Genomic DNA, 14,053 nt, shown 5'->3' on the forward strand with positions numbered 1-14,053 from the left:
GGACTGAAGTCCCCGCCTACAGTCACACCGTCGCTGCGCGACGGCCGTCGGGAACGGCAGGCACTGGTGCGACTGGAGCGTCGCGCAGCGACTGCAGGATGGTAGGCGGGGCTTTCAAGCCCCGACGACGACGCACGACGATATCAACATGCGATTGCCTTGAGGGTCGGCCCGCACCCGTTGCCCTGATCGGCGCTTCGGCCCTACCATTCGCCTCCTGTGACACGCCTGACCGCCCCCCTCCTGCACCGCGAGTTGGCCATTCCGCTCGGATTGCTGCTCGCCAGCGGTGTGCTGGCGCTGCTGCTCGATCTCCCGATGTTCGGGTTTGCCGTGGTCGTCGGCGGCTTCGGGCTGGCCGGGCACGGGCTGGCCTCGCCGATCGTGCCGGCCCGCACCCGCCTCGATCTGTTCCTGGCCTCACTGACGTTCGGTTTCGCCACGTTCGCGACGGCTGCCGAGGTCTTGTCGCTGGTGGTGCTGCTCGGCAGCGAGCGAGCGTGGGTGGTGGCGGCAGCGGTGTGCGGCGCGGCTGCGACGCTCGGAAGGGGGGCCGTCACCGCCCGGGCTGGGAAGGCCCTCACCCCCCGACCCCCTCACCCTGTGCGCGGGAGAGGGGGAGCCAGCTCCCCCTCTCCCGCGCACAGGGAGAGGGGGTCGGGGGGTGAGGGCCTTCCCCTGGCCTCCCGCATTGGCTGGGCGGCTGCCGCCCTCCTGATCCTGGCGGCCGGTCTGCTGCTCGCCACCGAATTCGTCCTGAGCTTCTTCGCCGGCATCAACGTCGGCGACAGCCTGACCCACTACATGCCGCGCTCGGTGCGGTTCGTCCAGTACGGCACGTTCGGCCTCAACGACGCGAACTACTACGAGTTCATGCAGTACTTCCACCAGACGGTGGTGGCGGTCCAGCTGCTGTTCCTGCGGACGGACGTACTGGTCAACCCGTTCTCGTTCCTGGCTGCCAGCGCCACTACCGTCGTCGTCTACGCCCTGGCCCGCGGCCTCGGCTGGCCGAAGCCCTACCCGGTGTTCGCTGCCTTGACGCCGCTGGCGATGCCGATGCTGCTGCTGCACACCACCACCAGCAACTTCGACACGTTCATCGCGCTCTGGATCGTCTCGGCGCTCTACTTCCTGCGGCGCGGCTTTGCGCTGAGCCAGCGCGGCTGGCTGCTGGCGGCGGCCACGGCCACGGCGCTGGCGTTCGCCACCAAGCCGACCGTCTGGTTCGTGATGCCGGGCCTGGGGCTGGTCTGGCTGGCGACGCTCGGGCGGGCTGCCGTGCGCCGCCGCCTGCCGCGTGCCATCCCGACGTTCGCCGCCTGCGCCGTCATCTTCGTGCTCGTCGGGATGCCGTTCCTTCTGCGGAACATGGTCTCTCGTGGATACGTCATCGCGCCGCCGCAGTGGCAGGAGTTCCAGCTCGGCCAGCGCGACGGCACGGCGACCGGACCGCTGCACCGCCTCCGCCTGCTGGAGTTCAACACGCTGGCCCTTGGCCTCCAGGTGCTGACACCGCCGTCCTTGCTGCCAGATCGCTTCGAGGACGGTCTGGACCCGTGGTTCACCCGCCAGGCCCAGGCGCTCGGGTTCCGCCTGCCGGACGCCTCGATCACCGTCCACACCGACTGGCCCGGACTGATCCGGCACGTCTCGCATCGCTACGACAGCAACCACACGGGGTTGGGGGCGTCGTTCCTGCTGGTGACGCTGCCGTCGCTGGTGGCCCTGCCCTTCGCGCGGCGTCGGCTCGGCGTGCGCTGGTGGTACGCCATCGGGCTGGCCATCGTCGGGCTGAGCTACTTTGTCGCGCTGAACACCGTCAGCATCTATTCTGTCAATAACATCCGCTACCTGATCGAGATGGTGGCCGTGTTGGCGGCGCTCGGCCCGACCCTCTTCGTGCTGCTGCCGACCCGCCTTGGCGCTGCCCTGGCGCTGGTCGTCGGCGCGATCCTCGTCGGCGAGATGCAGGACGTGGTCCAGCACAACAAGCAAGCGCCGCCCGATCTGGTGCTGCGCGTGCCGCGCCCGGAGCAGTACTTCGTCTTCAACGGCAACCCGCCAACACCGGCCCGAGCCGCCGCCGTGCTCGATCAGAAGTACCCGCCGGACGAGATCCCTGACGTCTATGTCGAGGACACCGGCGTCCCCAACTTCCCCGACTACACGGTCCTCGGACCGAGCCTGCTGCGGCGCACCCACTACCAGCGCACGCCCGCCAGCGCCGCCGAGCTACGCGGCCCCTTCCTGACCCGCGAGCGCGCGCTGGTCGAGAAGCTGACCGTCGGCGGGCAGGCGCTCGCTGACCAGTTGAGCGCGGATGTCTGGCTGGTGCTCCCCAATGACCGCCCGCGCGTCCTCTTCTGGCCCAGCCGCGCGCCGAGCGGCGACCTGGTGCTGAAGCTGCAGGCCAGCATGCCGCCCGGCCAGTTCGCCGATCCACGCTATGCCTTCAGCTTACGGACGGTACGCGGCGAGGAGCGGCTGCGCGGCTTCGAGCCGTCGCCCACGCTGGACGTTCCGTTCGACGTGGCCGGGCGCGGCACGATCCAGGTCGAGATCCGCGACGGCGAGAACACCCGTCGCATCGAGCGCGTCCGCATCGAGCGACCGCGCTACATGGGCCTCTAGTGACCCGTCCCGGTCGTTCACGACTGACAGACCACCAGCGTCAGACTTCGGTCAGGCTGCGCGTCGCTGCTGCCCGCGCTCCGTCCGCTGGTAGATCGTGCTGCCAGGGCACTGGCGCACACGCCGGAGGACGGCGTCCTTCGCGTCGGGGACGACCAAGAAGGACGTGATGGCCGGCAATTCGGGGGCGCCGTTGAGCGCCACGTAAGCGCCGTCCACGGCCGCCTGGTCGCGCCGCGCAGAGCGGACGATGCCGGCGACCAAGAGATAGCATGTGAGTTCCGGGAACGCCGGCCAATCCTGCCGCACGAGGTAGGCCTCGCCAACCGCGTCACAACCGTCCAGCAGCTCGATCAACGGAGCGAGATCGACGTCAGAGAGGCCATGCGGATAGAGCTGTCGATCCGGGGGTGCGATCTGGTTATCTGCGTGCTGCTCAAGCGACTGGCAAACGCGCTCAAGCCAGCGAGCGCAGAGCGTGTGCTCGGCGGGAAACGTCCGCTCGTCAAGGTACTCGTACACGATGCCGAGGGCTGGCACTGCAAGCCACGGATCCAGCCGCACGGCGACTTCGAGCGAGTCGATGCCGGCGACATCGCCCTGCTCGAGCAGCAGACGGGCGACGTTGAGATGAGCCTTCGCATCGCGCGGGCGAGATCGAACGAGCGCCTGGAACGCGGAAAGCGCTGCGCCCTCTCCTCGGACCAACTCGACGAGACAGGCATGGACCCACTGCTCGCGAACCGAGAAGGCGCGCCCAGCGGCCTCGGCTTCGAGCTGCTGGAGCGCATCAGCCCGTTCGCAGGCATCAGCGTACTGCTCCTGCCACCAGTCGCTCGCCTCGGCCCGCCAGGTCGCGTTCATCCGGTCGCGCAGGGCCGGCAGGCACTCACCGAGCAGCACCTCGGACGCGCTGACGTCGATGGGCGGCGGTACTCGCGGATCCTGCCCCAGGGCGGCGAGTCGCACCCGGAGGGGCGGGTGGGTGTCAAAGGCGTCCCCCTCCTGCGCGAGGATGTCGTCCAGGGTCACCACCCGCCGCCCGGTTGCTGGTGCTACGCGAGTGACCGCGGAAAGCTCCGTGAAGACGGTCTCGGGAGCATCGGGCGACCCTTTCGAGCGCTCGTACAGGCTCGGCCAGAACTCGCGGGCGAGGCGCGCTCCGACAAGCTCCAGTCGCGTGAGACCGTCCCCGAGCGACCGAGGGCCAGCCAGTGACGCGGCAACTCGGTCGGCGTCCAGCTCGTGGCCGCGGACGGCAACCGACGCATAGGCGATGAAGTACGGAACGTAGCGGCTGAAGAACGGGCGGAAGAGGAACCGGACGGTTCGGTCACCGCGTTCGAGTCCATCGAGGAGCGAGATCCAGGTCGCCTGCACGCGGAAGATCTGGCCTGACAGTTTCGCCTGCCGACCCTGAAGGTGCCCGAACTCATGGGCAATGACCGCGACGGCCTCATCCGGAGAGAGTGCGTCGAGCAGGGGCAGGCCGAGCACGAGGTGATTGCGGGTCCAGCCAGGCAGGCCGAAGCGCGACTGACGCCAGACGGCGGCATTGAACTCGTCGGAGAGCACCACACGATGGATCGGCGGCGCACCGGTGGCCGTCCGGGCGGTCTCGAGGGTTTCGAACAACCTGGGGGCCTGGTCGCGGGCGATGACGAGGCCCTGGGGCGCCGAGCCACGAGCCGTGAGGCCACGTACCACGAAGTAGATGATGCCGAGGCCCGGCAGCGCGCTCATCAGGAGCGCATGGCGCACGACGCCCCCGACGAATGACGAACCGAGATCCGCCACAGTAAACATCGCGAGGAGCAGCAGCAGCGCCACAAATCCGAACAGCGCGGCGATCACCAGTGCGATGTACGCGTAGCCGAGCCCGGCGACGAACAGCAATCGCCGTCGATAGGTGTCAGGCCGCTCGGCGGCCAGCTGCTCGACGCGGGTGGCGAGACTCGCATAGTCGGGAGCGGAGGTTGACATGCTGGTCACTCCGATTGGGCGCTCGGCGCTGCCGGCGGCGGGCAAGCGTATCACCAAAGTGCAACGAAGATGCGTCACTGAAAGTGACTCCGTCACGTTATAGAGACTGAAACGCATTCAGGGTCGCTGGGACACGACAGCATTCCGATGGACGGAGCGTGGTCGCGCGCAGGTCCGGCTTCGCGCGTGCACACCAGTCTGTGCGGGGAGGAAGCTCGATGCTCGACATGGCGTGGTGGCTGGGCTTTGACTCGGGAGCCGATCCGCGCGAGACGGTCGTGAAGCTCCAGAAGGCCGTCTCAAACTACCGCAAGTACGTACTTGCCACCATCCTCTTCATTGCTGCCCTCGGCGCGCTCATCTCGTGGGGAGAGGGGCCGCGCGGCTGGTGGTTCTTCATCAACGTCGGCGGGTTCTGGTCCCTCGCCGCCCTCCTGACGATGCTGCCCTCCGCGATCGTCGAACGCGAGCGGTGGGCGCTCCTGACGCGGCGCATCGTCGTCGTCTTCATCTGGATCACGACGATGTGGCTGGCAGCGTTCGGGGCCTGGGCCTTCATGGTGTATGAGACGGCCGGCAGGACGCAGGATGCGCTGGGGTGGCAGCGCACATCGCTCGTGGTGGCCGGGCTGCTGCTGGCGGGGCTGAACTGGTCCACGCTGGCCGGCGTCTACCTCCGGAAACATGGCCGCTGCACCTGCCCGCCGCCGATCAAGCGGTGGATGCAGACCGCGCCGGTCCCGCGTAACGTAGACGCACCCCATCGCTGTCCGGCTCGCACCACGGTGAAGCTCGCGGCGTAGACCGGGCGCCCTGAGCAGGCAATCGGCGCGGGCGGGCCGACCGCGCGTGTATCCTTCGGCAGTCCCACCGGCGGCAGTTCCACCGGCGGCAGTCAGCCGCGCGCCGCCGCACGACGCAGCGCCTCGCACCGCAACCGTTGGAGACTGCCCTGGCGACGCCCACCCGCCCGTCGAACAGCACGCCCGGCCAGCTGCTCCGCGAGGCGGCAGCCCAGCGGCGGGCAGCCGCGCGGCCCCGCACCACGACCATCACACGCCCGGACGCCCGCAGGCTGCCGGTCGTTGGACCGGTGGTGGCGGTCCTCGCCCTGTTCCTGCTGGCGTGGGCGCCGCGCGTGCTCTCCCTGGACCAGCACGCCACCGCCGACGAAGACCTGACCCTGATCCGGAGCGCCAACGTCGCGCTGGCGCTGGAGCGCGCCGACTGGTGGGGCGTCTATCAGATCGGCCATCCCGAGGCGACCGTCCAGATGCTGGTCGCGCTCAGCCTCGGCCCGGACCGTCTGCGCCCGTACGCTGGCGACTTTCTGGGTCCGGACTCGCGGCGGGCCGCTGCCGTCCCCGGGTATTTCGACACGCTGGTGGCGGCCAGGGCGTTGCTGACACCGGTCCACGCGGCCCTGGTGCTGCTGGCAGCGCTGCTGTGCTGGCGGCTCTGGGGAGCAGCCTCCGGCGCAATCGTCGGGCTGATGCTGGCGCTTGAGCCGTTTCTGGTGGCGCACGGTCGCATCCTTCGCACGGATGCCCTGCTCGCTGAGCTGATGCTGGCGGCGGTCTTGTCAGCAGTGGCCTTCGGATCGGGGCGGGCTGGCGGATGGTCGCTGGCCGTCAGCGCGCTCACGACCGGCCTGGCGCTACTCACCAAGACGCCGGCGCTGGCCCTGTTCGGGGCGGTCCCGGTGGCCGCGTGCGCCGGCCTGCTCGTGGGGCACGCCGACGACGCGTCAGACGACGCAGCGAGAAAGCCCAGGCCGATGCTCAGACGTCTGATCCGCCTGATTGGCTGGCTGGCCGCCTGGCTGGCGGGCAGCATTGCGGTGGCGTTCGCCCTCTGGCCGGCGCTCTGGGCGCGTCCACTCCGCGCCATCGAGCGGATGGCCGTCTACACCCAGGAGAAGGGCGGCTCGCCGATGGACGCCGGCAGCTTCTTCCTGGGCACGCCGATCCCCGATCCCGGCCCCCTCTACTACGCGCTGGCGCTGCCGCTGCGGCTCAGCCCGCTGGCGATCGTCGGGCTGCTGCTCTGGCTCCTGCTCCGAGCGCCGCGCCTGCGCGACGGCATCGGCGTCACGCTGCTGATCGGCCTGGGGCTGGCGGCAGTCCTGGCGCTGCTCCCGAAGAAGGCCGACCGCTACATCCTGCCGGCCATCCCGTTCCTGATCGTGACGGCGGGCGTAGGTTTCGCGGAGGTGTGCCGGCGCTGGCGGGCCGTGTCTCCTGGCGTCCTGGCCGGCGGTGTCGCAGCCGTGGAGTGCGCCCTGCTGGCGCTCGTCTGGCCCTATCCGCTGGCGGCGTACAACCCGCTGCTGGGCGGCGCACGCACTGCTGACGCGACCATCTCGGTCGGCTGGGGCGAGGGGCTGGATCAGCTCGCACCGGTCCTGAACGCGCGCGGCGACGCCCAGTTCCTGACCGTCTCGACGCCGTATCCCGAGGTGCTCCAGGCCCAGATTCAGGGGCGGGCAGTCGATCTGGATCAGTACGACATCGCCGACTACGCCGTGCGGTACGTGGCCGCTTCGCAGCGTCACCTGGGCGGCGCGGCGCTGGAAGGCGCGATCGCCGCCCGCGCGCCGCTGGCCGAGGTCGAGATCGCAGGCATTCCGTACGCCCAGCTCTATGCGCTCGATCCACCGTCGTTTGCCGGCAACCTGGAGGCCCGCGGCCTGTCGGTCGAGCCGAGCATCGTGGGACGGCGCGGCTGGGTGACGGTGACCGTCGCGCTCGGGCCGCCGAGCGCCGAGGGCCGCCGCCCTGGCCCCGGCCAGACGCCGTTCGTGACCCCGCTGGAGGTCGAGGCGGTCCTGGTCAACGCCGCCAACCCGCGGGATGTCGAGGCCACGGTGACGCGCGCGCTGCTTCCCGATGGCTCGCGGGCGGAGCTCAAGCTCCGCGCACCGAACGGCCTCGGACGCTACATGGTCGGCCTGAGCGTCCGCGAGCCGGGCAGTGGGACGCCCTTCGCGGTCACATCGTGGCCGGTCGGAGCGCCGCGCCTGCCCGACCGGCTCGTCTTCCCGTCGCTGAGCGTGCGGGTCCAGTAGACCCCGGGCAGCGCCCGACGCATGCGGAGGGCGTGTGCTACCTACCGTCACTTGCGGTGGGCATACGCTGCCTACCGACGCTTGCGGGGGCGCTTGCCGCCGCGCTGCCCGCCACCGCCACCACCCCGCGCGACCGGGCTGGCCGGCTGCAGCCGGTTGACCATGCTCGGGACCGGCACGGTCTCGGTGCCCGGCTCCAAGTACTCCTTGGCGTAGGCTGGGCGAAGGTGAACAGCCCGCTCCCGCTTGCGGCGGGCCAGCAGGTTGAGGACCTCCACGAAGACGGAGAACGCCATCGCGCCGTAGACGACCGCCTTCGGGATCTCGTAGTGGAACGCCTCGCCCACCAGCGTCATGCCGATCAGGATCAGGAACGCCAGCGCCAGCATCTTGACGGTCGGATGCTGGTTGACGAACTTGCTGACGGGTTCTGCGGAGACCAACATGATCGCCACGGCGACGATCACCGCGACGTACATGATGGCCGACCACTCCTGGCGCACCATGCCGACCGCCGTGATGACCGAGTCGATGGAGAAGACCACGTCCAGCAGCAGGATCTGGATCAGGACGGCCGCCAGCGAGACCGTCGCACCGCCGCTCCCGTGGCCTTCCTCGCCTTCAAGCCGCTCGTGGATCTCGTAGGTCGCCTTCCCGATCAAGAACAGGCCGCCGACGATGAGGATGATGCCCTTGCCAGTGATCTCGCTGTGGAAGATCGAGAACAACGGCGTGTTCAGGGTCATGATCCAGGAGATCGAGAACAGCAGCAAGATGCGCGAGATCAGCGCCAGCGCGAGTCCGCCCTGGCGCGCCCTCCGCTGCTGATGGGCCGGCAGCTTTCCGGAGAGGATCGAGATGAAGACGATGTTGTCGATGCCAAGGACGATCTCAAGCGCCGTCAGCGTTGCCAGCGCCACCCATGCCTCGGGACTCGACATCCAGCCGGTGAGCCAGTCCAAGCGGTCCCCCGATCTCGCAGATGAGGCGCAGCAGGCGACCGCCGGCCACGGCTTCATCTTGCCTTCACGTCTGGTGATGGCCGCGTCAGGATACCGCCGTCCGCGCCCCCGGTCTAGCTATTTCACGAAACCCACAGATCACTTCGGCCGGACACGAATACGGTCTTCTTCCACTGTGACGAGCGAGCCAGCTTCGACATCGGCTGGATGCAGTCGTATCGCATCAAAGATCATCTGAGACTGTTCGACGACAGAGTCCACCACGAGGCGCAAAAGCCCCGCGTGCGGACGGCCGTCGCGCACGATCAAGTCACCGAAATCCTTGTCGAGCGTGATGAGCACGCGACCTTCGCGGTTCCACCTCCGAGAACGATTCTATGCACGTCGGCCAACCCGCGACGATGAACTGACAGTCGTGAACTGCTCGGTCGTTTGGCTTACCCGGCGGCGGTCCGGATCGCGGCGCGGATGTCGTCCACGTTCGGCAGAATCTGGTTCTCCAGCGGCGGGCTGAACGGCATCGGGGCGTGCTTCGCGCCGACGCGCTCGATGGGTGCATCAAGCTCGTCAAACAGGTCGCGGCCGATGCGCGCCGCGATCTCCGCCCCGAGACCGGCGTACTCGTACGCCTCGTGGGCCACCACCACGCGGTGTGTCTTGCGAACCGACGCCCCGATGGTCTCCCAGTCGATGGGCGCCAGCGAGCGCAGATCGATGACCTCGGCGCTGATGCCCTCGGCCGCCAGCGATTCGGCCGCCTCCTGCGACAGGATCGCCATGCGAGAGTAGGTGACCACCGTCACGTCGGACCCCTCACGCACGACCTTCGCCTTGCCGATCGGGATGACGTGCTCGCCGGCCGGAGCCGGGCCGCGCCCCGGACCGAGCTGCTTGTGCTCCAGGTACATGACCGGGTTGCCGTCGGCGATGGCGGCGGCGAGGAGCCCCTTCGCGTCGGCCACCGTGGATGGGGCCACCACCTTCAGCCCCGGGATATGCGCGAAGATCGCTTCGAGGCACTGCGAATGCTGAGCCGCCGCCTGCCGCACCGCGCCATCCGACGCCCGGAACACCAGCGGCACGCGGATCTGCCCGCCGAACATGTAGCGAATCTTCGCCACCTGGTTCAGCAGCTCGTCGGCGGCGCTGAGCGTGAAGTCCACGAAGCTCATCGAGATAACTGGGCGCAGGCCGGTGATCGCCGCGCCGAGCGCTGCCGACACGATGATCGGCTCGGAGATCGGCATGTCGACCACGCGCTCCGCGCCGAACTCGTCATACAGGCCGTTGAACTGGCCGAAGTTGCCGCCCCAGTGGATGTCCTCACCCATCACGACGACGTTCTTGTCGGCCTCCATCGCCGAGCGCATCGCCTCACGGGTCGCCTCGCCGAACAGGAGCGTCCGCGGCTCGCCGCCCGGCTTCTCCTCGGTGACCAGTGATGGCGCGTAGACGTCCCGAAACGCGTCCTCGGCCGGCGGCAGCGGCGACTCGACTGCGAACCGCTCGGCGGCGTCCATCTCGTCTTCGGCGGCCTTCAGGTTGCCGTCGATGGCCTCCTGGTCGCAGCGCTGCTCGGCGAGCAGACGAGCCTCAAGCAGCCGCAGCGGATCGCGCCCGCGCCACTCCGCGACCTCTTCGCGCGCGCGGTAGCGTTCGGCATCCCCGACGTAGTGGCCGTAGTAGCGGTAGGTCTTCATCTCCAGCAGCGTCGGGCCGTCGCCGCGCCGCGCCCGCTCGACGGCACGCCGCGCCGCCTGGTGGACGGCCACAGCGTCCTGGCCGTCTACGACCTCGCCAGGGACGCCGTAGCCGGCCGCCCGGTCGGCGATGTTCTCGACAGAGATGGTGAATTGCGGATCGGTGAACTGGGCGTAGTGGTTGTTCTCGCAGACGAAGATGGCTGGCAGCTTCTTGACGGCGGCCCAGTTCAGCGCCTCGTGGAACTGCCCCTTGCTGGACGCGCCATCCCCAAAGAAGACCACCGCGACCTGATCGGTGCCCCGGTACTTCGCGGAGAAGGCCGCGCCGGCCACCAGCCCCAGACCGCCCCCCACGATCCCGTTGCAGCCGAGCATGCCGACCGAGAAGTCGGCCACGTGCATGCTGCCGCCCTTGCCGCCGCACATGCCGGTCGACTTGCCCATGATCTCGGCGGCCATCTGATCCATGCGGGCGCCTTTTGCCAGCGCGTGGCCGTGCCCGCGATGGGTCGAGGCGATGTAGTCGTCGGGCCGCAGCGCGCCACAGATGCCTGACGCCACGGCCTCCTCGCCCACGTAGAGATGGACAAAGCCCGGCAAGCGGCCCGCCAGAAACATCTCACGCATCCGCTCCTCAAAGGATCGGATGCGAGCCATCGAGGCGTGGATCTCGAGCAGCTTCTCAGTTGAGACGTCGATGGTCTCGGTGACAGTCCGGCCAGTGACAGTCATACGCTCTCCCCAGAGTCCGGCCGGGGCGTTGAGCCATCCCTGGACGGGAGGCCGCCCGCGAAGCCCAGCGAACGCACATCGCGGCGTCCGGTGCAGAGAGAGGGTACCGAAGAAGCGCCGGCCGGGGATCACGTTGCCGGCAGCCGGCAACGTGATCCCCGGTCACATCGTGGGTGTCAGGCGTTGGCGTCGGCCGGCAGCTTGCCGGCCATCAAGCTGGGCACTTCGTGGATGTGGTGCTTGACGGCGGCGTCCACCCGCTCGACATCGCCGGAGCGGATCGCCTCGACGATGGGCCGGTGCGACTTCGCCGTGTACTCGATCAGCTCTTCGCGGCCGGGCAGGGCCAGCGTGGCGTAGGTGCGTGCCCGCACCAGGCCATCCATGCTGCGCCAGATGCGGTGCAGCCCCTGATAGCCCGACAGCTCCAGCAGCGTGTCGTGGAACTGAAGGTCGAGATCGGCGACGGCCGGCAAGTCACGCGCGGCCGCAGCTTCCAGCATCTGGTCGACCAGATCGCCGAGCAGTGTAAGCGCTTCGTCGCGCCGTTCGACGACCACCCGCCGAGCGGCATGCGCCTCAAGGTGCGCCCGCAGCGCATAGACCTCTTCGATCTCGTCTTCGGGGACCGTCGCCACGAACGTGCCACGGTGCGGGTAGCTGACGAGCAGCCCCTCCTGCTCCAGTTGGCGGAACGCCTCGCGCACTGGCCCCCTGCTGACGCCGAGCTGTTCGGCAAGCTCGGTCTCCAACACGCGGTCGCCCGGCCGCAGCTCACCGGCGATGATCACACGTTTGAGCTGATCGACGATCCGACGGCTCAGCGCGCGCGGCTCAAGCCGTTCCAGACGAGTCGACTTCCGGTCAGCGACCACCATTGTCTACCTCCAGCACTGGAGTGTTCCCCTTCTCCTGCCCACACACACGACACGATGTGCCGGTGACTATGGTGTTTTGGCAAGCCGTTGTCAACTGTCGGCTACAGACGATCCGCATGCACCATCTGACAACTGCAAGCGCTTGCACCGCCAGGATTCCGCAAGATCGGGCCGCCCATGAAGCGTACGCTTGAGCCGCTCATGCGCCTGATGGCCGCGACCCTGGAGGCCGGGCCGAGGGGCAGTGCTCGGGCCGCGAGCACTGGTACAATCACGTATGGCCTCAGACGCTGGTCCGGACAGCCTCATCGCACAGCGACTTCGCACGGCACTCGGGCTTCGGCAATTTGGCATGCAGATGTTGCGCCAGAGCCTTGCCCGGCGATTCCCGGCGGAGACAGAGGCGCAGATCGATCAGCGGCTTGAGCAGCGGCTTCTCCATCGTCCCGAAGCGCGAGATGGAGACAGCAGCGGCACGCCAGCCGCGTGGCCCCGGTCAACAAGGTGATCGATCCGGAGCGGATGCTTCACCTTGCCGTGTCTGCGCGGTTTGTGCCTCGATTCACTCAGGATGTTGACCTTGCGGTCGCCGTCGCCGATGACCGCCGTGCCGAGCAACTGGTGCTCAGGCTCACGGCGTCTACCTTTCGCATCGTCAGTCTGCTGGAGCGGGACGCAACCGGCAGGTTGGCGACGGTACGCCTGGCACTCGCCGCCGATCCTGCCATGATCGAGGTGGTGGACTTGCTGTTCGCCTCGCCGGCATCGAGCCGGAGGTTGTCGCCGCAGCCACGCAGGTAGATGTGACGAGGACTCTCCGGCTTCCGGTCGCCAGCATCGGGCACCTGATCGCGCTGAAGGTGCTCTCCCGCAACGACGACACCCGGCCGCAAGACATCATCGACCTACACAGCCTGCTGACCGAGGCGACGGCAGCCGACCTTGCAGTCGCGGAGGAGGCCCTGACGCTGATCACCGAGCGCGGCTACCACCGCGACAAGGATCTGCGGGCAGAATACGAGCAGGTGCGTGCCCGCTTCCGCCCCACAGGCTCTCCTGGCGAGTAGGCCGACGGGCTACCTGGCCCAGCGCAGGATCATCGGGTCGCGCGGCTTCGCCAGGTCCACCAGCCCGGCCCGTGTTGCCGGGTGCAGCGCCGGCTGCGGGTGCCGCACGAGTTCGCTCTTGATGATCCCGCCTTCCTTCATCAACGCCTTCGTGGCACGCAGCCCGCACTGCCGATTCTCGTAGTTAATGAGTGGCAGCCAGCGCTCGTAGACTGCCACAGCGGCGTCGCGCTGGCCCATCCGGTAGCGGTCGCAGACCAGCCGCAGCGCATCGGGGATCATCGCGCTGGGCATGGTGCCGGTCGCCCCGGCGTCCAGGTCCGGGATCAGCGTGATCGACTCCTCGCCGTCGAACGGTCCCGGCAGGGCGCCGCCGGCCAGCTCGATCAGGGCGCGCAGCTTGGCGGCCGCCTGGGGCATCTCGGCCTTGATGTACTGCACCTGCGGGATGTCCCGCGCGAGGCCCGCCAGGAACGCAGCCGAGAGGGCGACGCCGCTGACGGGCGCGTCCTGAATCATGATCGGGATGTCGATGGCGTCGGCGACGGCCTCGAAATACTGGCGGACGCCAGCCTCGTCGGCCTTGATGGTCGCGCCGTGGTACGGGGGCATCATCATGACCATCGAGGCGCCGGCCGCCTGGGCGCGGCGGCTGCGCTCGACGGCGATCTGCGTGCTGAAGTGGGTCGTGGTGACGATGATCGGCGTGCGACCGGCAACGTGGTCGAGGATCAGGCTGGTGAGCCGCTCGCGCTCGTCGTCGGTGATCGCGAACTGCTCGGAGTAGTTGGCGAGAATACAGATGCCGTTGACGCCCGCCGCGATCATGAAGTCGATGGCGCGCTTCTGGCCCTCAAGGTCAAGGTCGCCATTGTCGAGGAACGGCGTCGGCGCAATCGGAAAGACGCCGGCGTAGACGGTGCTGGACATGCCTGGCTCCCACTTCTGGACACGGCCGCCGGGCGCCCGGTGTTCCGTCAGGGGACCGGGGGCCGGCGAGCCGCTCTCGTGCTCACGGGGGAGCGTA

General features: G+C 68.7%; 12 protein-coding genes. 5 read left to right on the forward strand and 7 right to left on the reverse strand.

Going from position 1 to position 14,053, the window contains the following annotated elements; all coding sequences use genetic code 11:
• Window positions 1–219 precede the first annotated feature (219 nt).
• Window positions 220–2,634: a glycosyltransferase family 39 protein gene (locus tag IT306_25415; protein ID MCC7371783.1), complete on the forward strand. Its 2,415-nt coding sequence runs from the start codon at window positions 220–222 to the stop codon at window positions 2,632–2,634.
• A gap of 51 nt (window positions 2,635–2,685) precedes the next feature.
• Here IT306_25415 and IT306_25420 read toward each other — a convergent pair whose 3' ends face one another.
• Window positions 2,686–4,617, reverse strand: coding sequence for a M48 family metalloprotease (locus IT306_25420; GenBank protein ID MCC7371784.1), 1,932 nt, complete (start codon window positions 4,615–4,617; stop codon window positions 2,686–2,688).
• A gap of 218 nt (window positions 4,618–4,835) precedes the next feature.
• Between IT306_25420 and IT306_25425 the strand changes: the two genes are divergently transcribed.
• Together IT306_25425 and IT306_25430 are read left to right on the forward strand one after the other, a co-directional pair.
• A complete protein-coding gene (locus IT306_25425; protein MCC7371785.1) occupies window positions 4,836–5,420 on the forward strand; it encodes a hypothetical protein in 585 nt (194 codons plus the stop codon).
• 137 nt (window positions 5,421–5,557) lie between these two features.
• On the forward strand, window positions 5,558–7,684 hold the full coding sequence (locus tag IT306_25430; protein ID MCC7371786.1) for a phospholipid carrier-dependent glycosyltransferase: 2,127 nt from the start codon (window positions 5,558–5,560) through the stop codon (window positions 7,682–7,684).
• Between the two features lie 71 nt (window positions 7,685–7,755).
• Here IT306_25430 and IT306_25435 read toward each other — a convergent pair whose 3' ends face one another.
• From IT306_25435 to IT306_25455, 5 genes are all read right to left on the reverse strand, one after another.
• A complete protein-coding gene (locus IT306_25435) occupies window positions 7,756–8,703 on the reverse strand; it encodes a TerC family protein (GenBank protein ID MCC7371787.1) in 948 nt (315 codons plus the stop codon).
• Window positions 8,704–8,784: 81 nt separating this feature from the next.
• A complete protein-coding gene (locus IT306_25440; protein ID MCC7371788.1) occupies window positions 8,785–8,988 on the reverse strand; it encodes a hypothetical protein in 204 nt (67 codons plus the stop codon).
• 95 nt (window positions 8,989–9,083) lie between these two features.
• Window positions 9,084–11,081, reverse strand: coding sequence for a dehydrogenase E1 component subunit alpha/beta (locus IT306_25445; GenBank protein ID MCC7371789.1), 1,998 nt, complete (start codon window positions 11,079–11,081; stop codon window positions 9,084–9,086).
• 176 nt (window positions 11,082–11,257) lie between these two features.
• Entirely contained in the window at window positions 11,258–11,959 is a 702-nt protein-coding gene (locus IT306_25450) for a GntR family transcriptional regulator (GenBank protein MCC7371790.1), read from the reverse strand.
• 283 nt (window positions 11,960–12,242) lie between these two features.
• Window positions 12,243–12,401 carry a hypothetical protein gene (locus tag IT306_25455; protein ID MCC7371791.1) on the reverse strand — a complete coding sequence of 53 codons (159 nt, stop codon included), beginning with the start codon at window positions 12,399–12,401 and terminating at the stop codon, window positions 12,243–12,245.
• Window positions 12,402–12,445: 44 nt separating this feature from the next.
• On the opposite strand from IT306_25455, the gene IT306_25460 reads away from it, so the two are divergent.
• Both IT306_25460 and IT306_25465 read left to right on the forward strand, forming a co-directional pair.
• The gene (locus IT306_25460; protein MCC7371792.1) at window positions 12,446–12,760 is read left to right on the forward strand and encodes a hypothetical protein; all 315 of its coding nucleotides are present in this window, start codon (window positions 12,446–12,448) and stop codon (window positions 12,758–12,760) included.
• Between the two features lie 2 nt (window positions 12,761–12,762).
• Complete coding sequence (locus tag IT306_25465) at window positions 12,763–13,026, forward strand: nucleotidyl transferase AbiEii/AbiGii toxin family protein (protein MCC7371793.1); 264 nt, start codon at window positions 12,763–12,765, stop codon at window positions 13,024–13,026.
• Between the two features lie 9 nt (window positions 13,027–13,035).
• On the opposite strand, the gene IT306_25470 is transcribed toward IT306_25465, so the two are convergent.
• Complete coding sequence (locus IT306_25470) at window positions 13,036–13,956, reverse strand: dihydrodipicolinate synthase family protein (GenBank protein ID MCC7371794.1); 921 nt, start codon at window positions 13,954–13,956, stop codon at window positions 13,036–13,038.
• Between the last annotated feature and the right edge of the window lie 97 nt (window positions 13,957–14,053).

It is taken from the genome of Chloroflexota bacterium, from assembly GCA_020850535.1.
In the GTDB taxonomy this organism is placed as follows: domain Bacteria; phylum Chloroflexota; class UBA6077; order UBA6077; family JACCZL01; genus JADZEM01.

Coding starts and splice junctions, on each gene's coding strand:
- IT306_25420 (MCC7371784.1), bottom strand. CDS start 4,617: ATGTCAACCTCCGCTCCCGACTATGCGAGTCTCGCCACCCGCGTCGAG.
- IT306_25425 (MCC7371785.1), top strand. CDS start 4,836: ATGCTCGACATGGCGTGGTGGCTGGGCTTTGACTCGGGAGCCGATCCG.
- IT306_25435 (MCC7371787.1), bottom strand. CDS start 8,703: ATGAAGCCGTGGCCGGCGGTCGCCTGCTGCGCCTCATCTGCGAGATCG.
- IT306_25445 (MCC7371789.1), bottom strand. CDS start 11,081: ATGACTGTCACTGGCCGGACTGTCACCGAGACCATCGACGTCTCAACT.
- IT306_25450 (MCC7371790.1), bottom strand. CDS start 11,959: ATGGTGGTCGCTGACCGGAAGTCGACTCGTCTGGAACGGCTTGAGCCG.
- IT306_25455 (MCC7371791.1), bottom strand. CDS start 12,401: ATGGAGAAGCCGCTGCTCAAGCCGCTGATCGATCTGCGCCTCTGTCTC.
- IT306_25470 (MCC7371794.1), bottom strand. CDS start 13,956: ATGTCCAGCACCGTCTACGCCGGCGTCTTTCCGATTGCGCCGACGCCG.